This is a genomic window from Aeromonas sp. FDAARGOS 1416, assembly GCF_019048085.1.
Lineage (GTDB): Bacteria > Pseudomonadota > Gammaproteobacteria > Enterobacterales > Aeromonadaceae > Aeromonas > Aeromonas veronii.
This window is the reverse complement of the sequence record NZ_CP077301.1, coordinates 4,279,947-4,302,475: the sequence shown is the minus strand read 5'-3', so window position 1 is coordinate 4,302,475 and position 22,529 is coordinate 4,279,947. Positions and strand designations below refer to the sequence as shown.

The following is a 22,529-nucleotide window of genomic DNA, read 5'->3' as shown; positions in this document are numbered from 1 at the left end:
AGCAATGTCTGATCAAGTGGATAGACAAGGAGTAAACAATGAAGCGGATTGAAGAGCAGGCAAGACGACTCGATCAGGAGTATCAGGCGATCGGGCAGCTATTCGACCAGTTCTGCCAGCAGGCTGGCACCCTGGCCGAGCAGTATCACTTCTTCAACTGGCCCGATTATGAAGACTCGCCCCCGCTGAGCCGCGCCTTCACCTTGCTGGGGGAACCCCGCGAACTGCGGCTGCGCTGTCAGCCCGGTGAGCGCTCCGCCCTCAATGGCCTGATCCAGGTGGTCTCGGAGGATGGCACCATAGATGCCAGCCTCGGGTTTCGCGCCGATGGCCAGCTGCTGCTGGAGTCGGGCAAGCTGCTGGACAACCCGCCCGGACTGCTGCTCAAGCTGCTGCTCGGTGCTGTGTGGCAACACAAGCCCCAGGATGAGATCACCGGGCAGCCGCACTGACATCAGAGTGCCAACGGCACTGAAACCAAGGGGGCCAACGGCCCCCGTTATTTATCCTGTTCGCTGGCGATCTCGATGGTCACATGCACCAGCTCTTCATGGATCGCCAGCCGCTCGCGGATCTGCTGCGCCGGTAGCGGATTGACCATCAGCAAAGAGAGCACGCAGGCATACTGCTGCTGCCCTACCCGCCAGACGTGCAGATCACGAATATCAGTTCCCGGCAGTTCGGCGATGACCTCGCGGATCTCCGCCACCAGCGGGGTATCCATCTCGGCATCCAGCAGCACCCGACCGGAGTCGCGCAACAGACCCCAGGCCCATACCGCGACCAGTCCGGCACCGACTATGCCCATCAGCGGGTCGAGCCAGTCAGCGCCCCAAAGCATGCCCCCCACCAGCGCCAGAATCGCCAGCACGGAAGTGGCCGCATCCGCCAGCACGTGGATATAGGCGGCACGCAGGTTGAGATCCTGATGGCCGTGGTGATCGTCATGGTCATGATGATGAGCGTGGTCGTGATGCCCATGATGGTGGTCATGCCCATGGCCGTGGTGATGATGGCCGTGATCATCCTTGAGCAGCCAGGCACAGGCCAGATTCACCAGCAGCCCCACCAGCGCGATGGCGATCGCCTGTTGATAGTGGATCGGGCTGGGATCGAGCAGCCTGAACACCGACTCGAACAGCATCAGCCCGGCCACCCCCACCAGCAGGAGAGCGCTGGTGAAGCCACCCAGCACCTCGATCTTCCAGGTGCCGAAGCTGAATCTGTGGTCGCGGGCAAAGTGGCGGGCGGCGCGGTAGGCCAGCACCGAGAGGCCGAGCGCCAGCGCGTGGGAACTCATGTGCCAGCCATCGGCCAGCAGCGCCATGGAGTTGTAGAACCAGCCGCCGCCGATCTCCGCCACCATCATGATGACGGTCAGCAGCACGGCCCAGCGAGTCTTCTGTTCGGCCAGCGGATTCCCTTCGTGGACGACGGGTTGGTGGCAGTGGGATGAGGCAAGGGATGACATGGATTTCTCCTGAGGACGACAATGCAATATACTATACCCCAGTATAGTTTTATTGATCGAGAGGATCCTGCATGTCACACACCATTCACGGTAAAAAGAAGCTGCTGGCACGGGTACGTCGCATCAAGGGACAGGCCGGTGCGCTGGAGCACGCGCTGGAGCAGGAGAGCGACTGCGCCGCCATTTTGCAGCAGATCGCGGCCATTCGCGGTGCCGTCAACGGCCTGATGCTGGAGGTGCTGGAAGGGCACATGCGTGAGCATCTGGGTGCCGAAGAGGCGACCCCGGCCGAGCGGCTGGAAGATCTGGATCAAGTAGTGCGGGTATTGCGATCCTATCTGAAGTAGGACCGGTGAATGAGGCTGCGGGCGACCCCGCATCATTCCGTTTACGGCTGTGTGGCGTCTGCCCGCCAGCCCCCGTCCCTTTCGGGCTTGAGCCACCGCCAGCTTTGCGCCATGATGTCCAGCCCGGCTGACCGCCGGTTTTACTGGACAGTCAATTTCAAGGATCCCCCATGTTTGAACACGTCGATGCCTATGCTGGCGACCCCATCCTGACGCTAGTCGAGACCTTCCACAAAGACACCCGCGAGCAGAAGGTGAACCTGGGGATCGGCCTCTATTACGACGAGCAGGGGCGCATTCCGCTGCTGCCGTCGGTGCAGCAAGCCGAAGCCCAGCGCGCGGCCGCCCCTGCCCCGCGCCCCTACCAGCCGATGGAAGGCGCCGCCAACTACCGCACCGCAGTGCAACACCTGCTGTTTGGTGCCGACCATGAAGCGGTCAAGGCGGGACGTATCGCCACCATCCAGACCATCGGCGGCTCCGGCGCGCTGAAGATCGGCGCCGATCTGCTCAAGCGCTACTTCCCGACCTCCGAGGTGTGGGTCAGCAATCCCACCTGGGATAACCACAAGGCGATGTTCGAAGGCGCCGGCATCAAGGTGCACGACTACCCCTACTACGATGCGGCCACTGGCGGCGTGCAGTTTGATGCGATGATCGACTGCCTGAGTACCCTGCCGGCCAAGAGCATCGTGCTGCTGCACCCCTGCTGCCACAACCCGACCGGGGTGGATCTCTCCCGTGCCCAGTGGGATCGGGTGATCGCGCTGGTGGTCGAGAAGAACCTGATCCCCTTTATGGATATCGCCTATCAGGGCTTCGGCGACGGGCTGGAAGAGGATGCCTACGCCATTCGCGCCATGGTGGCCGCCGGCGTAAGCTTCTTCGTCAGCAACTCCTTTTCCAAGAACCTCTCCTTCTACGGCGAGCGGTGCGGCGGCCTGTCGGTCATCTGCCAGGATGCCGAAGAAGCCAGCCGCGTACTGGGTCAGATGAAGGCCACCGTGCGTCGCAACTACTCAAGCCCGCCCACCCACGGTGGCCAGATCACCGCGGCTGTGATGAGCCAGCCCGAGCTGCACGCCATGTGGGTCGACGAAGTGACCGAGATGCGCACCCGCATCAAGGCGATGCGCCAGAAGCTGTTCGAGGTGTTGAGCGCCAAGGTGCCGGGCCGCGATTTCAGCTACTTCATCAACCAGCGCGGCATGTTCAGCTACACCGGCTTCACGCCGGAGCAGGTAGATCGCCTGCGCGAAGAGTTCGCCGTCTATCTGGTGCGCTCCGGTCGCATGTGCGTGGCGGGCCTCAATAGCCGCAACGTCGACTATGTGGCTGACGCCATGGCCGCGGTGCTCAAGGGCTAATCCGCATCAGCCCCGCTTTGGCGGGGCTTTTTTTGTCTGTTGCGTTCGCGGTCACCTCTTGATGGATCTGCTCACCCTCCCCCTGCTGTGAGAGAATGCCAGCAGGTCACGCTGTATCGTACTGATTCAGAGCCTGTCTTTTCATCCGCTTATCTTTATCCACTTCAGGAGCCACTATGGATCTGATCGCTCTCTCTAGGTTGGGAGGTCGCCATCTGGTCACCCTGCACCTGTTGCTCGACAACCAGAGCGTCACCCGCACCGCCGAGCGGCTCTGCACCACGCCTTCCACCGTCAGCAAGACCCTCAACCAGCTGCGGGATCTGCTGGGGGATCAACTGCTCTACCGCCAGGGCAACCAGCTGCTGCTCACCCCCATGGCCGAGCGACTGGCGCCCACCCTGCACCGGCTGTTGGGGGAGCTGAACGGCCTCACTCGCCAGAATGCCTTCAACCCGCAGCAGTGGCAGGGCACATTGCGGCTGGGATTGCGCGAGAGCGTGATGACCTGGCCGGTGGGCCCCATTCTGGGTCAGCTGATGAAAGAGGTGCCGGGCATGGTGCCGGAGATCTGGAACAAGGATGAGCAGGGGCTGGAGGCGCTGGCAGCGGGCAAACTCGACTTCGTGATCCTGCCCCATGACCAGAGCCAGCCATTGCCGCGCCAGCCCGGGCTGGTGTGGGAGACCCTGCGGGAAGAAAAACTGGTCTGCCTGCTGCGCAAAGACCACCCCGCGCTGGCCAAACCCTGGGATCTCGATGCCTACCTGAGCTGGCGCCATATCGCCATCCGGGATCAGGAGCTGGCCAACCCCTTCTTCGAGCAGAGCCTGGCCCAGCAGCAGGTGCGTCGCCAGATTGGCGCCACCCTGCCCGATTTTGCCAGCGCGGCGGCCCTGCTGCCCCAAACCGATCTGATCCTCACCACCATCGGTGGCTGGGCGGCCTGCATGGCCAGTCAGCCGGATCTGGTGATGCGTCCGGCACCGTTCGATTACGGCAAGGTGAGTCACAGCCTGGTCTGGTATGGCCCGGCCGGTGATGGCTCGGCCCGCCACTGGTTCCGCCAGCGGATCCTGCAACTGGGTCGCGAATTGATTGAGCCCTGAGCCGGATGACAGCGAGAAGAAATTGATGTTTCACCGCGGCGAAACATCAACGGCAAGTAGGGACTAGGGACGTTTGGTATAGATGGGGCTGGGGAAGGAGGCGACGTTGCTGCCCAGATCCGTGATGCGGGCAGCCCCCTGCTTTTTCACCTGATCGATGCGCAGCACCTGATGCATGGGAATAAGAGTCTGGCGCACATCGGCAAATTCGCTCTTGAGCTTCTCGTGACTGGGATCGACGATAAGCGCCGTATGGTTGTCCCAGACAAAGTCGGCAATCTCGATAAAACCGAACAGCTGGCCCTGATTGACTTCGCGCACATACACTTCGTAGCGCTCGCTGTGGCAAATAAACTGAACCCGATATAACGCCTTGCTTTCACTCATGATTATCTGTCATTGAGGGGTAAGAAGATGGCCATTATTCTAGCCGCCGTTCTCGCCCCCTCCAATAGACAGAAATCACAGTTGCAGCCTTTCCATGCCACACCTCACGCCATGACGGTCACCGGATGACGCAGCCACTCAACCCATCAAGGCAGGCAGTGAGACCGGCCCCAATCCCGCTGCGCGCAAGCGGCTGGCCAGCTGTTCCAGCTCGGTTTGGTGAGCCTCTGGCCATTGCGCCGCCTCACCCCGCACCCCGTGATGACGAAAGCCGTTGAGGCGAATGGGCACAGGCCCAAGCTGCTGCAAGAAGGCGGCAAGATCCTCGTCCAGCTCACCACTCGCATCCAGAAAATCGCTCTTGCCCGGCACATGGAGCAGCCGCAGTTCGGTCAGCTTGCCGTGGCGTGCCAGCAGTTGCAGCGAAGCCAACACCCGCTCGCGGCCATAGCCGGTCAGGGTGTGATGCACCGAGTCACGCCACCCCTTGAGGTCGATCATGGCACCGTCGAGCACCGGCAATAGCCGCTGCCAGCCGCTTTCGGCCAACGAACCGTTGCTGTCGAGCAGGCAAGTGAGATAGGCCAGATCCGGTGCGCCCTTGATGGCGGCAAACAACGCAACCACGAAGGGGAGCTGGGTGGTCGCCTCACCACCGGAGACGGTAATCCCGCTGAGCAAGGGGCCGTAGCGGCGCAGCAGGGCCAGTACGTCGTCCACCGTCATGGTGGCAGTCTTGGGATTGGCACTGCGCGGGCAGACATCCAGACAGGCGTCGCAATCGGTGCAGAGCGCCGTCTGCCATTGTACCTTGCCTTCGCTCAAGGTGAGGGCGCCGCTCGGGCAGACCGCAAGGCAGTCACCGCAATCGTCGCACAGCCCTATGGTGTGCGGATTGTGGCAGCCGGGGCAACGAAAGTTGCACCCTTGCAGAAACAGCACCAGCCGGTTGCCCGGCCCATCGACACAGGAAAACGGCAGCACCCTACTTACCAAGGCGCTGCGTGTTGGCAAGACATCAGCCATCGGTGCGAACTCAATACTCGCCGATGGTCGATTCGTGGGCGACCACTCGCGGAGCCCGCTGACGAATGGCGGTCACTTCACTCGCCTCGGCACCGAGACAGGTGGTCTGCAACCGCGAGCCTTCTTCTGCAAAACGAGCTACGTCGCTCTTGCGGATCATGTAGCCGGTCACCCGCACCAGATCGCTGTCGGCCACGTTGGCGGTGAACTCGCGCATACCGATGGCAAGTGCCCCCTTGCAGAGCTGCAACAGCGCCTGCGGGTTCTGGCGGATGGTGGGATCCAGCGTCAGGATCTCGCTGATCCCCGAATGGTAATAAGTGTGGTGCGGCGCCAGCGCCAGCACATGGCTGGTCGGATCCGGCTCATGCCCGTAGGGAATGCGCACCCCGGGGGTAACAGCCACATCGATGCTGAGGCCACCTTGCGAATGCAACAGCGCACGGCCACCCCAAGCATGGGTCTGCGGGGTCGTGGTCACATAGGCGGAGAGCTGGGCCGAGATGCGATAGCCAAGCTGGTTCGCCTCCTCGCCATGGCCGTAGCGATCCGGCAGATTCTCTTTATCCATCAGGATATTGACCGCTTCCGCCATGCCGTAGATGCCGAACATGGGGACAAAGCGATCCTCATCCAGCAGCCCCTCTTTCACCAGGAAGCTGTCGAAGAAACCGGACTCATCGTGAAGGAAGGCGGCCCGCGCTTCGATCAGCTGAGAGGCCAAGCGGCAGTAGTGGGGCAGCAGGCAGCCGAGGAAGTCGTCGATCCCCTGACACTGCTCGGCGACCCGCTTGAGGGAGATGCGCACCAGGGTATTGGCGCCACCCGCCTGCGGCAGGGCGTTGTAGCAGCTGACGATGCCAAAACCACGCTGGTCAAAGGTATCGCGATGGATCGGGTAGTTGGCAATGTGCGGCTTGCTGCACTCGGCGATGTTCTTCACCGCCTGCAGCAGCAGGCTGTCCGGGGTCTGCTCCGGATCGTGGAAAAAGGTGAGGTTTGGCGCCACCTGCTTGAGCTCGTTGTCGATGCGCAGGATCAGGCGGCAGATGCGGTTGTCATCCGGCCCGATGTTGACGTGCATGAAGGCGTCCGGCAGCACCCGATCCAGATAGACCCAGAACCCCTTCAGCTTGCGATAGAGGGTCTCGTCATCCAGTTCGCCGACAAACGGCAACAGCAGATGGTCGAGCCGCCCCAGCCAGACCGGCATGCCGGTGACGGAGGGGACATGGTGATAGAGGATGCGCAGGGCGTTGAGCGCCTCGTCGAAATCCTGCGGCACCGCCAGCTCCAGCCAGGCAGAGCCCTGAGTCAGGAATTTTTCATAGTCCGGCAGCACATAACGCGGCTTGTAGGGGGCATGCCCTTCGAACATGTCGCAGATAAATCCCTGTTCCATCGCCTCGGCGACTGCGGCAGGCAGGTCGGGGTAGGGCAACGCATTCTCGGCGGCCAGCGCCAGTGCGTGGCTCTTCTGGGCGGCGGAGAGATGGGGATCGCGCACGATACGCTGACAGGTTTCGATCAAAGACATGGGACACTCCTTCACGGACAGAGCCCATATCCTCACCATTTGCAGGCTTTTTTTGAAGTGACATTCATGACATGACGGATGTCGAATAATGACATCCATTACACAAGATCACGGCTTGCGCTTCACCAAGGCAAGAGCTCGGCTATGCCTCCCAGCCAGCGCAGCAGGAAGAAGCCCCCCATTCCGCCCACCACCACAACCAGAGTCGGCAGCCGCAACAGGGTCAAGAGCATCACCCACAGGGTGGCGGTCAGGTAGTCAGGATCCCAGTCAAGACCTATCCCCGGCTCGTAGCTAAAGACGATGGGCAACCAGATTGCAGTCAGCACCGACTGGGCCGAAAAGCCGAGAAACGCCCCCATCTCGGCACCCGGCTGATATCGGGTCAACCGAGAAAAGAAGGCGAAGCGGTTGAAAAAGGTGATCAGGGCCAGCAGGCCAATCATCAGCCAGCTCACGCTACCTCCTCATCCGGTGCAGCACATAGCCCACCACCATGCCAGCCAGAGCCGAGACGATGATGTGGATCTCCGCCAGCAGCGGCTTGGTAAGCAACGCTGTGCCGCCGCTCACCAGAGTGGCCGCAACCATGGGCAAGTTTTTCATGGCGGGAATGGTCATGGCGATGAAGGTGGCCGCGATGGCAAAATCCAGCCCCATGCTGTCCAGTCCATCGATGTACTGACCGGCTGCGATGCCGAGCAGGGTCGCCAGATTCCAGAACAGATAGAAGACGAATCCCGCGATGAGCGCGTAGGCCGGATCGAAGTGGCCGCTGCGCTCCCGGTCTTTCAGCGCCACAGCGAACATCTCATCAGTCAGGAAAAAAGCAAGGCTGGCACGCCAGCGCAGGGAGAGCGGCAATACGTCACGGCGGAAGGTGAAGCCGTATAGCAGATGCTGGGAAGTGATCACAATGGTGGAGCTCATGATGGGCAGCAGGGGCGTGCCCGCCCCGAACAGGGTCGTGGCCGAGAGCTGGGCGGCTCCGGCGTAGACCAGCAACGACATCAGCTGAGCCTGAAGCGGACTCAGCCCTGCCTGCAACGCCAAAGCGCCACACAGGATCCCCCAGGGGATCACCGAAATGGAGAGCGGGAGCATATCCAGTGTGGCACGCCACCAGAGCATCCCCGTTCGCTCGGGCACGCTCGTTACTGACATCATGTGATCTTCCTTGTCACAGCCAAAGCGAGCCGAAACAACTAGCACGGGACAGCAAGCGCTGTCACGTCATCACTGGCAGGAAATAAAACGCCCGCGGAGTCGCGGGCGTGCACAAGGGGATCAGGGCTCGATGACGATGGGCGTTCCCGGGTCAACGGCGTCCCACACCTCATCCAGCTCGTGATTGAGCATGGCGATGCAGCCGTTGGTCCAGTTGGAAGGCTGAACCCTGCGGTTGCCAATGCTGTTGCGCTGGCCGTGGATCATGATCATGCCACCCGGACGAACACCCAGCTCGTTGGCACGCTTGATGTCATCCAGGTTCGGATAGTTGATATGGATGGCTTTGTAGTAGCCGGAATTGGTCTTCTTGTAGTCGAGGGTGTAGCGCCCTTCCGGCGTACGCTGATCCCCTTCCTGCTGCTTGTGCCCCTTGGGCGCCGGGCCCAGAGCAATCCAGTAGCGCTTCAGTTCTTTGCCATCCTTCATCAGGGTCAGGCTATAGGTCGACTTCTTGACCACCACCAAATCGGCTTTTTCGGTCAAGGCAAAACTCAATGCGGGCCAAAGCCCCAACAAACACAGTAATACGGCTCTCATTCCATCCCTCGACAAGCCTCTGGTGCGGGCTTTTCTTGTTACCAGATCATCTGAACGATGCCCGCCGAGCGGCGAGCGAGCGCCATGATATTGGATCGCCATCAATACTCAATATGCCCGGCAAAACATATCTTGCCGCAGCCAGGCCATCTTCCTTGAACGCCATCATTTGGCATTGGTAATTAACAGTTAAAACAACAAGATACCAAAAATTATCGCGCTGGCACCCGGGGCAATGATCGGCGAAGATAACACTCTACTCCCCGACAGGATCATGCCATGCGCTCTTCGTGCCGCCTCGCCACCCTGCTGTTCTCGCCACTCCTGCTCTGGCTGCCCGCCAGTGTCGCCGCCGATGCACTCTGGCTGCGCGAGCCCGCCCTCTCCCCCGATGGCAAGCGGCTTGCTTTCACCTGGCAGGGGCGCATTTTTGTCGCCAGTGCCGAGGGTGGCCCCGCTACGGCGCTCACCGGCAGCGACTACCTGAGCCAGCGGCCAATCTGGTCACCGGATGGCAAACAGCTCGCCTTTGCCGCCAATCTCTACGGCAACGAGGATGTGTTCGTGGTGCCTGCCAGCGGCGGCGAGATGGTGCGCCTCACCCGCGATTCACGCACCGATCTGCCGCAAGCCTTCAGCGCCGATGGCAAACGGCTGCTGCTGAGCAGCCAGCGCCTGGGGGCTCCCGATGCCGACCATTTTGTTGCGGAAGGCTACCAATGGGGCGAGCTCTACTGGACCCCGATCACCGGCGGCACCTTGCAGGCCGATCTGCCGCTGCCTGCAACTCTCGCCCGCCCCCACGGGGAGCGGCTCGTCTACCAGATGCCCGCGGCGGATCAACCCTTTCGCAAGCATCAGCACTCGTTCGCGGTGCCCCGTCTCTGGTTGTTTGATGGCAAGCAGCACAAGCAGCTGACCGAAGATCGGGTGGCGGCCACCGATCCGGTCTGGAGCTACAAGGGAGATACCCTCTTTTACCTGAGCGAGCGCAGCGGCGATTTCAACGTCTGGCGCCGGGATCTTACCAGCGGCAAGGAGCAACAGCTGACCCACTATCAGGGCCATCCGGTGCGGGGGCTCAGCGCCTCTCGCAATGGCGATCTGGTCTGGTCATGGCTGGGCGAACTCTATCGCCTTGATGCCGGTAGCAGCGAGCCACGCAAGCTGACCCTCACCCCGCAAGTGGCGAGCGCGCCGGATGAGGCGAGCGAGACCATGACCCTGGCAGACGAAGCACTGGTCAGCGAAGAGGCGGACGAGCTGATCCTGGTGAGCGAGGGCAACCTGTTTGCCGTCGACCCCGAGCGGGATCGGGTGCGCCAGCTGACCCGCGATCCGAGCGAGCAATCCAGCCCCCTCTTTGCCGAGCAGGGACGCGCCCTCATCTATCTGTCGGAGCAGCAGGGGCACGCCGCCCTCTATCGCCTGCGCAAGGGAGATCCGGATCTGCTGTTCAGCGATCCCGGCACTCTGACCGAGAGTCTGCTGCTGGCCATTCCCGACAAGGGGATCAGCCGTCCGGTGCTATCCCCCGACGGCAAGCAACTCGCCTTCGTGGTGGATGGCCAGGCCATCCATCTGCTGGATCTGGCGAGCAACAAGCAGCGGGAGCTGGTGCCTGCCAGCTTCAACCCGTCTCGCCACGAGGTGCATCTCGCCTTTGCCCCCGACTCACGCCATCTGGCGCTCACCTTCCGCCCCGATGCGGCAGAGCAGGAGATCGCGGTGATCGATACGGCCAATCCCAAGGCCAAACCGGTCAATGTCAGCCTCAACGGCTATCAGGATGGGCAACCGGGCTGGAGTCAGGATGGCGCCATCCTCTACTGGCAATCGACCCGATTTGGCGCACTGGGGCCCGATGGCGAGCCCCTCGTCACCAACCTGCTCGGCATTTACAGTAGCCGCGCCGCCAGAGCCGATGCCATTGCCGAACTGGAGCCGCCGAAAGGGGGATACGGCTTTGAGAGCGATCGTCTCAACCATCGGGAAGCGCTGCTGCTGCAACCCACCGGTACCCTGCTCGCCAGCCGCATCATCGGCGACCAAGTGATCTATCTGGTGGAAGAGATGGGGGTCAACAGCGAGAGCGAGATCAAGGGCTACAGCCAGGATCTGCGCAAGGGCAAAACCAGCGAACTGTTTGGCGAGCAGCCCGGCCCAGCGCTGGCAAGCCTCAACCAGCAGGGCACCCTGGCTACCCTGGTGCGGGATGGGGAGATCACCCGGATCCACCTCGACTCCGGCGAAGCCACCAGCGCCCCCTTCGCCTTGCAACCCACCAGCCGCTGGCAGGAACGCATGACCGCCGCCTTCGATCAGATCGCCCGGCTCACCCGGGACGAGTTCTATCTGGACGACATGAACGGGGTGAACTGGGATAGCTATGTCGCCGCTTACCGCCGCCTGCTGCCGGGCATCGGCAACCCGCGGGACTTTGGCAACCTGCTGGCGGAGCTGGCTGGCGAGCTCAATGTCTCCCACACCTGGGGCAGCGGCCCCGCCCCCTTCCCGCGCATGGCGGACGAGACCGCAAGCCTTGGTGGCTACTGGCAGGATGGCGAGCAGGGGGTGATGCTCACCGCCCTGCTCTCTGGCGGCCCGCTGGATCAAGAGAGCGATATCGCCCCGGGCGCCCGTCTGCTCGCCATCAACGGCGTCCCGATTGCCAATCTGGCCGAGCTGGATCGGGCCCTCAACCATCAGGCCGGTGCCCGGCTTGCCCTCACCTTCCAGCAAGAGGGCAACAAGCAAACTGACGAGGTGGTGCTCACCGCCATCGACAAACAGCAGGAGTACCAGCTGCAACAGGATCGCTGGATTGAGAAACGGCGGGAGCTGGTGGCCAGCCTGAGTGGAGGACGGGTCGGCTACGTCTATCTGCCGGCAATGAATAGCGAGGTCTACGATGCGGTGGTGGCGGATGCCCTCGGCAGGCAGCGCAATCGCGAGGCGCTGATCGTCGATGTCCGCTTCAACAGCGGCGGCTATCTCGCCAATACCCTGGTGGAATTTTTGACCGGCAGCGGCAGCACCAAGGGGATGGCCAGCAGTTGGCCCCGTCAGGGCAAGGGTGAAACCGACGCCGCCACTCGCCAGTGGACCAAGCCTTCGGTGGTGCTGGTCAACGCTGGCAGCTACTCGGAAGGCTCCGCCTTCCCCGAGTACTACCGCACCCTCAAGGTCGGCCCCATCGTCGGCGATCCGGTGCCCGGCACCGGCACCATGGTCTACAGCCACGACTCCCGGCTGATCCCGGGCCTCTCCTACGGCATTCCGACCCTGGGGCTGCGCAAACCGGACGGCACCTTCTACGAGAATCAGGAGCTGATCCCGGACCTGCAGGTGCCCCTCACCCCCGCCGACATGGTGGCCGGGCGCGACCCGCAACTGGAGGCGGCAGTACAAGCCGCCCTCAAGTAGTTGCCAGCCAGCGCCAAATAACGGCGCCCATCGAGCTCAACGAAAGCGAAACAGCTCGCGATGCAGATGCCCGTCCGGCAACAGCCGGGTCAGGGCATCTGCCATCCCCTCCGGCCCGCAAAACCACACCTGCTCGGGCACATCCTGCGCGATGCGAGCCAGATCCAGCCGCTCGGCCGCCTTGTCCAGATGCAGCTGGTAGCGCACACCGGTGCGATGACAGATCTCGGCCAACCGCTGGTGGTAGACGGCGCCCGCCAGATCCGGCGCGCACTGGATCAGGGTGATCCCCTCGCAGCGCTCTCCACGGGCAGCCAGCCCCTCCAGCCAGGCAACAAACGGCGTGATACCTATCCCGGCCCCCAGCCAGAGGGCTCGGCCTCCCCTCTGCGGGGCGACAAAGGCGCCATAGGGGCCGGTCACCACCACTCCATCCCCGACGCGCGCCTCTGCCACCAGCTGACGGGTATGATCCCCAAGCGCCCGCACCGCGATCACCAGCTGGCGCCGATCCGCCGACACCCGCACCAGAGTAAAGGGGTGCGGCCCCTCCTTGGCGTCAAATTCGAAAAAGGCAAACTGACCCGGGCGGTAATGGGCGAGCGGCCGCCCCAACTGCATGGTCAGCTCGCAGGTGTGATCCGCCAGCGTCCGCACCGCAATGACCCGGCCCGGATGGCGATCCCGTGCCCCCACTTGTCCCAACAGAGAGTAGAGGGCCCCGATAGCTCCCAGCCCACCGATCAACCAAATCGATACCCCCACGGGAGTGATGGCTCCAATCTGAGGCAACAGGCAGAGCCCATGCCCCCACCCCGCCAGATAGATGATCGGCGCCAGCCGGTGGATCAGCCGAAAACGGCCATAACTCACCAGCGCCAGCAAGCTCACCACCACCAGCGCGATCAGCAGATAGAAGCTCCACTCACCAAGGGTATTGCCAAGGGCATGGAGCGAGATGCCATTGCCTGTGCCAGCCCCAGCACCGCTGGCCCCACGCCGAACGGGACGGCTCAGCCAACCCGCCGAGACCGCCCACTTGGGCGCCTCCACCAGCAGCCAGTGGGCGGTCAGCGCCATTGCGCCGCCGATGGCCGTCTGGCGGTGCAATCGCAACATCCGGTCCAGACCACCACACCACACCTCCAACTGCGGCAGACGCAAGGCCAGCAGCAGCGAAATGGCCATATAGGCCATCCCCAGCAGGCCGGTCAGTAACAACATCTCATGGCGCCAGGGCCACACCCCGTTGGCATCCCCCGCATAACCGAGCCACCAGACCCCGACCACCAGCAGCGGCAACAGCCACCACATCCATTTATTCGTCATAACATGCTCCCTCGATCCACCGCGGCAGGGCCTCATCTCCCTGCTCATGGCACCATTGCACACCTGTCTGGTCACAAAACTTTGCCATTGGGGGAAGCTTGTGTGGCAATGTGTGACAAACGGAAACAAAAGAGGGGCCGACTGGCCCCTCGTGATCACCCTTGTTGGCTCGCCCCTCTTCACAGGAGATAGCGCACAATTCGCCTCCGCTGTGATTGACGATCCGCCAGCAAAAGAAATCAAATGGGGACGTTACATATCTGCGGCGGAAAACCTGCTGCCCACTCTTCCGGACAAGGAGATCCCCCTTGCTTTCATCCACCGAACAACGCGTCTGCCCGAGTTGTCAGCGCGAGACCACCCATGTCGTGGTGCTGGTCGACAAATCCTATGGAAAAGAGGTGAAACCAGAGCAAAAGCGCACTGCATTTATCAAAGACTTCATTACCGGCTGGGCCGCCGGCCCCTTTCTGGCCAACATGGATCGCTTTGAACGCCACACCATCTGTGAAAATTGCGGAAAAAAGGTCATAGATGAGTAGTGAACAATGAGCAAAAAGAATGGCAGGAAGGTCGCCCCTCCTGCCAATTGCCTATTCATATCAAGCCTTCCTTCATCACATCACTTACTGCACGCAGCTCAGCTCCTCTCTGACATCTCCAGCAAAGTAGCACCGGGTAATCCACGCTTCGAAGTCGGCCAGCATGCGGGTTTCCGACTCGCTGTTGTCGGCGATAAGCTCGGCGCCGTGTAACACCCGGATATGGGCATCGAGCGGGCTTCCCTCACCCGCCGCGGGGCGCTGCTGGGCGGCAGCCATGCAGGCTTGCGCCTGTTGCCACGCCTCGGCGGCGCTCAGGTTGCACGCCTCGGCCAGCGGCACGGCACTGAAGCCTTCCCCGGTCAGGCTGCGCAGGGTCTCATCGTGAGTCATGCCATTGCCCGGCCCCCAGTAGTGGGCAGCCAGATCCGGCCCGATGCGCGGGTTGTCGGTAAGGTAGCCATCGCGCTTGAGGAAGTAAGCGCGGGTTTGCTCCACCGCCATCAGCGCCAGCAGGTAGCCGTGATAGGCGCAGGCCGACTCCTGATTAAGGAGGTGCGGAATGGCCAGCAACGGGCGCGGGCTCTCGACCCCGAGGATCTTGCGCTCCCATTTGCGGGCCAGTGCCAGCACAGCCTCGGGCGTGCGATCGCTCTCTGCCATGGCGTAGAGATCCCGCTCGAAGTAGGCCACCAGCGCGATCTGGCGTTCGTTAAAAGCGCGAAACGGCTGGCGGGCGGCGATCATCTCCTTGATGAGGGCATCGGGGATCGCCTCTCCTGCCGCATTTCTGGCGTAGCGTTTGAGCCAGTCGGCATCGTCCAGCAGGCTGTCACAGAACATCGACTGGGTCTCGGCATAAGCCATGGAGGTGGGCGGGAACTCCTGGGAGAAGCAGGGGGCATTGCCGGTGACATTGGCAAAGTGCGCAGCGTGGCCCCCCTCGTGGAACAGGGTGTTGAGGCCACTCCAGCCGCTGCCCACCTGCGCCGGATCGGCCAGGCTGGTGAAGTTGACCACCGCAGGTATCCACTCACCCTGCTGGAAGAAGCTCGGTACCGGGCCGTGGCAGAAGCCGTTCTCGTATTTCCCCTCCCGGGTCAGCAAGTCCAGGGTGAGGGTCGCACCGCGATACTGGATGCCGATCCTACGGAAGCTCTCGACCCAGTCCCGCAGCGCCCGCGAGAAGGGCACATAGGGGTCGAGCTGGCGGGTCACGTCGCCACTGACGAAGTAACGCAGGTTATGGGGCAGCAGGGCCGCCTCCCCCTTGGCGACCTTCAGCTCTGCCAGACTCTGCTGCAACCGGGCGTCGGTGCGGGCAATAAAGTCGTCAAGGATGGCGAACAGCTGATCCGGGCTCATCTGTTCGTTCTTGCGCACCTTATAGGCGAAGTAGTCGCGATAGCCCATGGCGCGGGCAAAGCGGTTGCGCAGCGCCACCACCTCGAGAAAGCCGTTGCCGACCACCCACTGCTCCAGGGTGTGGAACATGGCGATAGCGCTTTGGCGCACCGCCTCGTTCGGGCTGGCGGCCAGCGAGGTGCTGGCGGCGGGCAGGCTGCCAACCACCTGCTGGCCCTGCTCATCCAGCAGGGTCAGTTTCAGACCTTTGCGGCGGGCAAACAGATCCGCCTCGGCAGCTACCAGCTCATCCATCAGGGCGGATGCGGCGGGATCTTCAATCACATTGCACTCGAAGAAGGCGATCCAGCCTTGCAGGCCGCGCTTGAGATCATCCTCGTCGGCCTGCGCCAACATCTCCCGCAATTCGGGCAGACGGGCCGGATTGGCACAAAAGGCCTTGTAGGCCTGCTCGGCCGCGGTGAAACCGGCCTGATCGTCGCTGGTGCCCATATAGGTGGACCAGAAGAGATCCTCCTTGCGCCTGTGCACCTGCAGGTAGTCGGCGTTGAGCTGGTTGAAGTAATTCCTGGCAATGGAACTCATAAATTCCCTCTTGTTATGGGGTCACCCGCAGCGGGGCCCACTCCTTTTTTTAACGAAGTGCCAAACCATTCACACTCTTTGGCAAAAATTGCGCAGGGATGCGCATCAACACGCTACCAAAAAGTGGGGGTTGCTGTCTGCTGACTATACTGATGTTAAAACGCTCATTTGAGAAAGGTCGGCAAGAGACTGAAAGTAAATGAGTTGTTAACTCTTACGAACTGGCTGCCGCGGTACAGAGCCACATAAAATCAACAGGGAAATGAGGGTTTAGTCATGTTCAAGCTCGGTGATATTACCGTGAGCCGCAAATTGATCTTGCTGCTCGCACTGGCGTTTGTCGGTTTTGTCTCGCTGCTGCTTATCTCGGCCAACGCGCTCCAGCGCAATCTGATGAGTGAGCGAGAGGCGCGGCTCAATGCGGTACTGGAGCAGGCCATGAGCCAGATCCAGTTTCTGGCCAGCACCCTGCCGGCAGAGCAGGCTCAGCAGGAGGCGCGCAAGCTGCTGACCAACACCCGCTTTGATGGCAACAACTATTTGTTCGTCATCGACGAGAACCGCACCATGGTGGTTCACCCCATCCGCCCCGAACTGGTCGGCCAGAAGATGGGTGAAGGGGGCGCCGCCACCGCCGGGCAGTTCTGGTATCAGATGGTGGATATCGCCAAAGGGGGCAAACAGGGCACTCTGCAATATGTCTGGACAGGCCCATCGGGCGAAACCGCCGACAAGCTATCCATGGTCTCCGGCTATCAGCCTTGGGGCTGGATCCTCGGTTCCGGCATGCTGCTGCAGGATATTCAGCAGACCATCTGGGCCCAGTACATGAAGATGGGTACCGCCACCGCCATCGTGATCCTGCTGATGGGGCTGCTGGGCTGGCGCATCACCCACTCCATCGTCTCCCCCCTCAGCCAGATCAACAACGCCATGCAGCGGGTCGCCAAGGGGGATCTGGTGGTGAGCATCCCGGTACAGGGCAAGGATGAGTTGGGCGTAGTCGCCCGCTGCACCAACCAGAGTCTCGATGCCATCCGTCACGCGCTGCTGGAGGCAAGTCAGGGAGCCCGCAACGTGGCCGATGCCGCCCTGCGCATCGCCGCCTCTGCCGAGCAGACCAATCAGGCGGTGACCAGCCAGCGGGATCAGCTGGCCCAGCTCGCTACCGCCATGAACGAGATGAGCGCCACCATCTCCGATGTGGCCGGGCATGCCGAAAATACCGCGCGGGATACCCAGGAAGCGACCGGAGAAGCCGGGCTCGGCAACCGTGACGTTCATGCCAGCGTACATGGTATCAAGGCGCTGGCCACCGAGGTGGAGCAGGCCACCCAACAGGTCAACCAGCTCAAGGAGGGGGTGATGCAGATCAGCGAAGTGACCGCTGTCATCAGCGCCATTTCGGAGCAGACCAACCTGCTGGCCCTCAACGCCGCCATCGAGGCAGCCCGTGCCGGTGAGCAGGGCCGTGGCTTTGCCGTGGTGGCCGACGAGGTGCGCCAGCTGGCCAGCCGCACTCGCCAATCCACCGAAGAGATCCAGAGCACCATTGCCCAGCTGCAGCAACGGGCCGTCAGTGCAGCCAATGCTATGGATACCAGCCGCAAACTGGCAGAGAGCAGCGTCAACCAGTCCCAGCAGGCGGGGCAGGATCTCACCCTGATCGTCAACCACATCCAGCATGTGAGCGACATGGCAACCCAGATCGCTACAGCCGCCGAGCAGCAGAGCATGGTGGCCGAGGATATGAACCGCAACGTCAGCGGCATCAACGACTCGGCGCTGGAGATGTCCCAGTCCGCCTCGCAACTGGCGCAGGAGAGCGAGTTGCTGGCCGGTCTCTCCCGCAGTCTGGATGAGCGACTTGCGGTGTTCAAACTGGGCAAGGAGTCAGCTGCAGCGCCAATGATGGCTCCCGTATCTCCCCCCTCCGGAGAGCAGCGCGCCCGTCATTGATGGCGTCAATCCGTGTCGCCTTGTCACCCAACCTGCCAGCCAAGCTGGCAGGTTTTTTTTACGTCAGCAACACGCAATCAACATGCATCTTATCGGCATATTCAACGTTGATCGGTGCCATTCACAGATAAGAGAACAATTTAAAAACAGCCAGTTAGAATGATTTTCGCGCCATTGAATGGTGCATTTAAACATTTAACTTCAAATAATTAATCAATGCAGTGCACAATGGTGATGGCCGAACATTTGGCCCATCACTAATCATCTAGTCATTTGGCAAACTGACCGAAAGGTCGGGACGCAAAGCCTCCGGTCTACAGACGTTTTGTCCAGGATAGCGGGGTTGCTACACGCAAGTGTGTATCGGGGAATCCCCAGGCCAACTGACTGCCCACATCTGTCGAACAGAGGAATGTATGGCAGCAAAAATCCAACTCAATCACATCGCAGCGGTGCTGGCTCTGCTGGCCAGCGGCAGCGCCCTGGCTCATGGCTACATCAGCCAGCCAGAGAGCCGCAACTATCTGTGCAAAACCGGCGGCAACAGCCAGTGTGGCGGCGTGCAGTGGGAACCCCAGAGCGTGGAGGGCCCTTCCGGCTTCCCGCAGAGCGGCCCGCAGGATGGTCAAATCGCCTCGGCGGGCAGCCCGCGCTGGAGCGAGCTGAACATCCAGACCAGCGACCGCTGGACCAAACGTGAAGTACAGCCCGGCCCCTTCGCCATCAGCTGGACCTTCACCGCAAACCACGTCACCCGCAACTGGCGCTACTACCTCACCAAGCAGAACTGGAACCCCAACCAGCCGCTCACCCGCGCCTCGTTCGACCTGACCCCCTTCTGCGTCATCGACGGCAACATGGTGCAGCCGCCCAAGCAGGTAACCCACAACTGCATCCTGCCGGAGCGCACCGGTTATCAGTTGATCCTCGGCGTGTGGGAAGTGGGCGACACCAGCAACAGCTTCTACAACATCATCGATGCCAAGTTCAAAGATGGTAGTCAGCCGCCGCTGGAGTGGAGCCAGTCCGGCACCATCTACCCCTCCATCGACCTCGCGGCAGGCGACAAGGCGATGACCCGGGTATTCGATGCCAACGGCGAGCGCCCCGATCTGCAAACCGTGCTGACCATCACCACTGCCGAACAGGGCCAGAAGAACAACTGGGCCCATGCCCTCGCCAGCAAGATCAACGCCGAGCAGAGCCTGATCCGCGCCGGTCAGCAAGGAGCCGATGGCCAGTTCAATCCGGTCTACGGTATGAACCCCGTCTATCTGCATCGAGACAGCAAACTGAAGCGGGTCGAGATTGACCTGCAACAGCAGCAACCGCCGGTGGTGGACAGTATCAGCGTCAGCGGTCTGGCCAGCGACTATGTGCTGGACAACGGCAAGGCAACCCTCGATTTCACCGTCACCGCACAGGGCGATCTGACCGTATCCAACACCCTCTATGACCACGGCGGCGTGGCCAAGGGTGAAAGCAGTGCCGACATCAAGGACAGCAGCCACACCTTCACCATGGCGCTGGAAGGGCTCAAGGCAGGTCACCACCAGCTGGTGATCAAGGCCACCCCGAAAGCGGGCGGCGAGACCATCCAGCAGACCATGGATCTGATGTTCAAGGAGCAGAGCAGCGGCGAATATGACTTCGTCTTCCCGAACAACATCAAGTCCTACACCGCCGGAACCAAGGTGCAGCAGCCGAAAAATGGCAAGGTCTATCAGTGCAAGCCCTTCCCCTACAGCGGCTACTGCCAGCAGTGGACCACCACCGCCACCCAGTACGAGCCGGGCATCGGCTCCCACTGGCAAATGGCGTGGGATGAAGTGCACTAACCCACGCTTGGGCACATAAAAAAGGGCGTCCTCTCTAGCAGGGGACGCCCGGAAAAATCAAACCTTGCGGTTTGCATACCAACGGAACCAAGACCTCACTCTTCACTTACTTCACACACTCAACACACTCTTCAAAACAGGGTTTGTCCATTAACCCTGCCATTTTCCTCCTTCGACAATCACATCATTCGGATCGGTATCAGGGCTCAGCTTGTCACGCACATACTGGTCATAGAGTTTCAGCAGGTACTTCTCCTCACCCAGCTTGGCGAGACGGTCGTTGACCCAGTCACGCAGCTCGATATTGCCCTTCTTCACCGCCGGGGCGATGGGATCTTCCGAGCCCAGTTTTTCGGGCAGTACCCGATAGCCCGGGTTCTCCTTGGCCCAGCTGAACAGTACCAGGTTGTCCTGGGCATAGGCGTCACCACGGCCCTGGGCCAGCGCCTGCAAAGATTCGGTGTTCTTCTCGAACTTGAGTACCTTCCACTCCGGGTGGTTGCGGGTCAGCCAGATGTCGGCTGTGGTGCCGGTGGTCACGATCAGGGTCTTGCTGGCCAGATCGTCGAGCTTCTTGGCCGGACTCCCTTCCGGCACCAGCACCTGTACCGCCACTCGCAGGTTCGGGTTGGTGAAATCCACCACCTCGCGCCGCTCCGTGGTCACCGTCATATTGGCGAGGATAAGATCCACCTTGTCGCTCTGCAGGAAGGGGATGCGGCTGGCAGGCTCCACCGCCACGAACTCGATCTTGTTCTCGTCCCCCAGCAGATCCTTGGCGAAGCGGCGGCCGAGATCGGTGTCAAAACCGACGTAGTTCCCCTTCTCGTCCACGTAGCCAAACGGCGGTTTGTCGGTGAAGACGCCGACGATGAGCTTGTCCCGCGCCTTGATCTTGTCGAGGGAACCGTCCGCCGCATGGGCGGCGCCACTGGCGATACCCAGTCCCAATAAGGCACTAAGCAGAACCGAGGTGATTTTTTTCATGCTGACTCCTTTCGTTTGATGACATTTGTATAAGAAAACTTGGCGAGGAACTGGCGCGCACGCTGGCTCCTGGGATTGTCGAAAAATTGGTGGGGGGCGGCCTGCTCCAGAATGTGGCCGCCATCCATGAAGACGATGCGATCCGCCACCGCCCGGGCGAAGGCCAGCTCGTGGGTGACGATGAGCAGGGTCATGCCGCTGCCGGCGAGATCGCGGATCACCTCCAGCACCTCCTGCACCATCTCGGGGTCGAGGGCGGCGGTTACCTCGTCAAACAGCATCACCTGCGGGTTCATGCACAGCGCCCGCACGATGGCGATGCGCTGCTGCTGGCCGCCGGAGAGCTGGCGCGGATAGTCATGGCGCCGCTCCCACAGGCCGATGCGGGTCAGCAGCTGCTCGGCTTGCAGCAGCGCCTCTGCCCGCTCCCGCTTTTGCACCTGCAGGGGGCCAAGCAGCACGTTTTCCAGCACCGTCAGGTTGGGGAAGAGGTGATAGCTCTGGAACACCATGCCGATCCGCTGGCGCACCCGCTGCCAGTCGGTGGCACCATCCAGCAGCACACCATCGAAGCGGATCTCGCCCCCCCTGAATGGGTTCGAGCCCGTTGAGAGTGCGCAGCAATGTGCTCTTGCCGCAGCCGCTCGGCCCCAGGATGACGATCACCTCCCCGGCGCGCACGCTGAGGCTGATCCGATCCAGCACCAGATTTGGGCCGAACTGTTTACTGACAGAACCGAGTTCAAGCAGAGGTGTCATACCGCATTACCCCATTGTTGCTCCAGCCGGCGCGAGGCGAGCGAGAGCGGATAGCAGACCAGAAAAAAGAACAGAAACAGCAGACCGTAAATAAGCAGCGAGCCATAGGTGCGCTCGATGATCTGCTGGCCCACCTTGATCACCTCCACCACCCCGATCAGCACCGCCAGCGAACTGGTCTTGATGATGCGGGTGTAGGTGTTGATGGTCGGCGGTGTCAGCCGCTGCAACGCCTGCGGCAGCAACACATGGCGATAGAGCTGCCAGGTCGAGAGCCCGAGCGCCAACCCGGCCTCCTGCTGACCACGGGCGAGGGAGTTGAGGCCACCGCGCACCACCTCTCCCACCTCGCTGGCGCCCCAGAGGGCGAGTACCAGCACGGCGCACCAGAAGGCCGGAATATCGAGGCCGACAAAGATCGGCAACCCGAAGAAAAAGAGATAGAGCCACACCAGCACCGGCACTACCCGAAACAGCTCGAGATAAAGCCGCAGCAGACCCCGCACCAACCGGCCGCCCTGTTGTGCCAACACGCCGTAAGCGACACCGCCGAGGGTGGCAAACAGGATGGCCAGCAGCGAGATAGCGAGGGTCTGGCCTGCGCCCACCGCTAGCAGTGGCAACGCCTGCGTCAGCTGCTCAGTAACGGAATTGACCATATTGAGCCCTCCTTTCCTGCGCCTCGGTGGCGAATGACTGCGGCAGCTGGAAGATAAGTGCCCACATCG

At 61.7% G+C, this 22,529-nt stretch carries 19 protein-coding genes, 1 pseudogene and 1 riboswitch; of the genes and pseudogenes, 8 read left to right on the top strand and 12 right to left on the bottom strand.

From position 1 onward, the window contains the following. Positions 1-38: 38 nt before the first annotated feature. On the top strand, positions 39-452 hold the full coding sequence (locus I6L46_RS19620; protein ID WP_005348835.1) for a hypothetical protein: 414 nt from the start codon (positions 39-41) through the stop codon (positions 450-452). 47 nt (positions 453-499) lie between these two features. On the opposite strand, the gene dmeF is transcribed toward I6L46_RS19620, so the two are convergent. Further along, on the bottom strand, positions 500-1,471 hold the full coding sequence (gene dmeF, locus I6L46_RS19615; RefSeq protein ID WP_216976838.1) for a CDF family Co(II)/Ni(II) efflux transporter DmeF: 972 nt from the start codon (positions 1,469-1,471) through the stop codon (positions 500-502). A gap of 71 nt (positions 1,472-1,542) precedes the next feature. Here dmeF and I6L46_RS19610 point away from each other — a divergent pair, with 71 nt between their 5' ends. From I6L46_RS19610 to I6L46_RS19600, 3 genes are all read left to right on the top strand, one after another. Next, the gene (locus I6L46_RS19610) at positions 1,543-1,818 is read left to right on the top strand and encodes a metal/formaldehyde-sensitive transcriptional repressor (protein WP_005343089.1); all 276 of its coding nucleotides are present in this window, start codon (positions 1,543-1,545) and stop codon (positions 1,816-1,818) included. A gap of 170 nt (positions 1,819-1,988) precedes the next feature. Beyond that, complete coding sequence (locus tag I6L46_RS19605) at positions 1,989-3,185, top strand: amino acid aminotransferase (RefSeq protein ID WP_043820546.1); 1,197 nt, start codon at positions 1,989-1,991, stop codon at positions 3,183-3,185. Between the two features lie 176 nt (positions 3,186-3,361). Continuing rightward, positions 3,362-4,294, top strand: a complete 933-nt coding sequence (locus I6L46_RS19600; protein ID WP_201953666.1) for a LysR family transcriptional regulator — start codon at positions 3,362-3,364, stop codon at positions 4,292-4,294. Between the two features lie 63 nt (positions 4,295-4,357). Here I6L46_RS19600 and I6L46_RS19595 read toward each other — a convergent pair whose 3' ends face one another. From I6L46_RS19595 to I6L46_RS19570, 6 genes are all read right to left on the bottom strand, one after another. Beyond that, positions 4,358-4,681, bottom strand: a complete 324-nt coding sequence (locus I6L46_RS19595) for a DUF1820 family protein (RefSeq protein ID WP_005340296.1) — start codon at positions 4,679-4,681, stop codon at positions 4,358-4,360. 138 nt (positions 4,682-4,819) lie between these two features. After that, positions 4,820-5,707 carry a YjjW family glycine radical enzyme activase gene (locus I6L46_RS19590; RefSeq protein ID WP_216976837.1) on the bottom strand — a complete coding sequence of 296 codons (888 nt, stop codon included), beginning with the start codon at positions 5,705-5,707 and terminating at the stop codon, positions 4,820-4,822. Positions 5,708-5,717: 10 nt separating this feature from the next. After that, positions 5,718-7,244 carry a YjjI family glycine radical enzyme gene (locus I6L46_RS19585; RefSeq protein ID WP_216976835.1) on the bottom strand — a complete coding sequence of 509 codons (1,527 nt, stop codon included), beginning with the start codon at positions 7,242-7,244 and terminating at the stop codon, positions 5,718-5,720. 122 nt (positions 7,245-7,366) lie between these two features. Beyond that, on the bottom strand, positions 7,367-7,702 hold the full coding sequence (locus I6L46_RS19580) for an AzlD domain-containing protein (RefSeq protein ID WP_005340292.1): 336 nt from the start codon (positions 7,700-7,702) through the stop codon (positions 7,367-7,369). 1 nt (position 7,703) lies between these two features. Next, entirely contained in the window at positions 7,704-8,411 is a 708-nt protein-coding gene (locus I6L46_RS19575; protein WP_216976833.1) for an AzlC family ABC transporter permease, read from the bottom strand. Positions 8,412-8,531: 120 nt separating this feature from the next. Beyond that, on the bottom strand, positions 8,532-9,011 hold the full coding sequence (locus tag I6L46_RS19570; RefSeq protein ID WP_031227763.1) for a murein L,D-transpeptidase family protein: 480 nt from the start codon (positions 9,009-9,011) through the stop codon (positions 8,532-8,534). A 279-nt stretch (positions 9,012-9,290) separates the two neighbouring features. Here I6L46_RS19570 and I6L46_RS19565 point away from each other — a divergent pair, with 279 nt between their 5' ends. Beyond that, on the top strand, positions 9,291-12,437 hold the full coding sequence (locus I6L46_RS19565; RefSeq protein WP_216976831.1) for a S41 family peptidase: 3,147 nt from the start codon (positions 9,291-9,293) through the stop codon (positions 12,435-12,437). Positions 12,438-12,473: 36 nt separating this feature from the next. On the opposite strand, the gene I6L46_RS19560 is transcribed toward I6L46_RS19565, so the two are convergent. Then, the gene (locus I6L46_RS19560) at positions 12,474-13,766 is read right to left on the bottom strand and encodes a ferric reductase-like transmembrane domain-containing protein (RefSeq protein WP_216976829.1); all 1,293 of its coding nucleotides are present in this window, start codon (positions 13,764-13,766) and stop codon (positions 12,474-12,476) included. Positions 13,767-14,074: 308 nt separating this feature from the next. On the opposite strand from I6L46_RS19560, the gene I6L46_RS19555 reads away from it, so the two are divergent. Next, a complete protein-coding gene (locus tag I6L46_RS19555) occupies positions 14,075-14,308 on the top strand; it encodes a hypothetical protein (RefSeq protein ID WP_216976827.1) in 234 nt (77 codons plus the stop codon). A gap of 84 nt (positions 14,309-14,392) precedes the next feature. On the opposite strand, the gene I6L46_RS19550 is transcribed toward I6L46_RS19555, so the two are convergent. After that, positions 14,393-16,258 carry a M3 family metallopeptidase gene (locus I6L46_RS19550; RefSeq protein WP_216976825.1) on the bottom strand — a complete coding sequence of 622 codons (1,866 nt, stop codon included), beginning with the start codon at positions 16,256-16,258 and terminating at the stop codon, positions 14,393-14,395. A 276-nt stretch (positions 16,259-16,534) separates the two neighbouring features. On the opposite strand from I6L46_RS19550, the gene I6L46_RS19545 reads away from it, so the two are divergent. Together I6L46_RS19545 and gbpA are read left to right on the top strand one after the other, a co-directional pair. Beyond that, positions 16,535-18,217, top strand: coding sequence for a methyl-accepting chemotaxis protein (locus I6L46_RS19545; protein WP_216976823.1), 1,683 nt, complete (start codon positions 16,535-16,537; stop codon positions 18,215-18,217). 265 nt (positions 18,218-18,482) lie between these two features. Beyond that, a riboswitch (cyclic di-GMP riboswitch) is annotated at positions 18,483-18,568 on the top strand. 65 nt (positions 18,569-18,633) lie between these two features. Continuing rightward, positions 18,634-20,055 (top strand): N-acetylglucosamine-binding protein GbpA, encoded by a 1,422-nt coding sequence (gbpA, locus tag I6L46_RS19540; protein WP_216976821.1) that lies wholly within the window; start codon positions 18,634-18,636, stop codon positions 20,053-20,055. Between the two features lie 150 nt (positions 20,056-20,205). Here gbpA and I6L46_RS19535 read toward each other — a convergent pair whose 3' ends face one another. The 3 genes and pseudogenes from I6L46_RS19535 to I6L46_RS19525 all read right to left on the bottom strand — a co-directional run bounded on the left by I6L46_RS19535 (position 20,206) and on the right by I6L46_RS19525 (position 22,460). After that, a complete protein-coding gene (locus I6L46_RS19535) occupies positions 20,206-21,042 on the bottom strand; it encodes a transporter substrate-binding domain-containing protein (RefSeq protein WP_216976819.1) in 837 nt (278 codons plus the stop codon). Beyond that, positions 21,039-21,801 (bottom strand): annotated as a pseudogene (locus I6L46_RS19530) (amino acid ABC transporter ATP-binding protein). Before I6L46_RS19530 ends, I6L46_RS19535 begins: the two are co-directional and overlap by 4 nt. Next, on the bottom strand, positions 21,798-22,460 hold the full coding sequence (locus I6L46_RS19525) for an amino acid ABC transporter permease (RefSeq protein ID WP_216976817.1): 663 nt from the start codon (positions 22,458-22,460) through the stop codon (positions 21,798-21,800). The pseudogene I6L46_RS19530 and the gene I6L46_RS19525 overlap by 4 nt, the downstream one beginning before the upstream one ends. Positions 22,461-22,529: the final 69 nt, after the last annotated feature.

What these genes read in the sequence shown, in the direction of transcription:
- I6L46_RS19605 (WP_043820546.1), top strand. Translation starts at nt 1,989, where the DNA reads ATGTTTGAACACGTCGATGCCTATGCTGGCGACCCCATCCTGACGCTA.
- I6L46_RS19585 (WP_216976835.1), bottom strand. Translation starts at nt 7,244, where the DNA reads ATGTCTTTGATCGAAACCTGTCAGCGTATCGTGCGCGATCCCCATCTC.
- I6L46_RS19620 (WP_005348835.1), top strand. Translation starts at nt 39, where the DNA reads ATGAAGCGGATTGAAGAGCAGGCAAGACGACTCGATCAGGAGTATCAG.
- gbpA (WP_216976821.1), top strand. Translation starts at nt 18,634, where the DNA reads ATGGCAGCAAAAATCCAACTCAATCACATCGCAGCGGTGCTGGCTCTG.
- I6L46_RS19590 (WP_216976837.1), bottom strand. Translation starts at nt 5,707, where the DNA reads ATGGCTGATGTCTTGCCAACACGCAGCGCCTTGGTAAGTAGGGTGCTG.
- I6L46_RS19560 (WP_216976829.1), bottom strand. Translation starts at nt 13,766, where the DNA reads ATGACGAATAAATGGATGTGGTGGCTGTTGCCGCTGCTGGTGGTCGGG.
- I6L46_RS19550 (WP_216976825.1), bottom strand. Translation starts at nt 16,258, where the DNA reads ATGAGTTCCATTGCCAGGAATTACTTCAACCAGCTCAACGCCGACTAC.
- I6L46_RS19575 (WP_216976833.1), bottom strand. Translation starts at nt 8,411, where the DNA reads ATGATGTCAGTAACGAGCGTGCCCGAGCGAACGGGGATGCTCTGGTGG.
- I6L46_RS19565 (WP_216976831.1), top strand. Translation starts at nt 9,291, where the DNA reads ATGCGCTCTTCGTGCCGCCTCGCCACCCTGCTGTTCTCGCCACTCCTG.
- I6L46_RS19545 (WP_216976823.1), top strand. Translation starts at nt 16,535, where the DNA reads ATGTTCAAGCTCGGTGATATTACCGTGAGCCGCAAATTGATCTTGCTG.
- I6L46_RS19570 (WP_031227763.1), bottom strand. Translation starts at nt 9,011, where the DNA reads ATGAGAGCCGTATTACTGTGTTTGTTGGGGCTTTGGCCCGCATTGAGT.
- I6L46_RS19610 (WP_005343089.1), top strand. Translation starts at nt 1,543, where the DNA reads ATGTCACACACCATTCACGGTAAAAAGAAGCTGCTGGCACGGGTACGT.
- I6L46_RS19525 (WP_216976817.1), bottom strand. Translation starts at nt 22,460, where the DNA reads ATGGTCAATTCCGTTACTGAGCAGCTGACGCAGGCGTTGCCACTGCTA.
- dmeF (WP_216976838.1), bottom strand. Translation starts at nt 1,471, where the DNA reads ATGTCATCCCTTGCCTCATCCCACTGCCACCAACCCGTCGTCCACGAA.
- I6L46_RS19600 (WP_201953666.1), top strand. Translation starts at nt 3,362, where the DNA reads ATGGATCTGATCGCTCTCTCTAGGTTGGGAGGTCGCCATCTGGTCACC.
- I6L46_RS19595 (WP_005340296.1), bottom strand. Translation starts at nt 4,681, where the DNA reads ATGAGTGAAAGCAAGGCGTTATATCGGGTTCAGTTTATTTGCCACAGC.
- I6L46_RS19535 (WP_216976819.1), bottom strand. Translation starts at nt 21,042, where the DNA reads ATGAAAAAAATCACCTCGGTTCTGCTTAGTGCCTTATTGGGACTGGGT.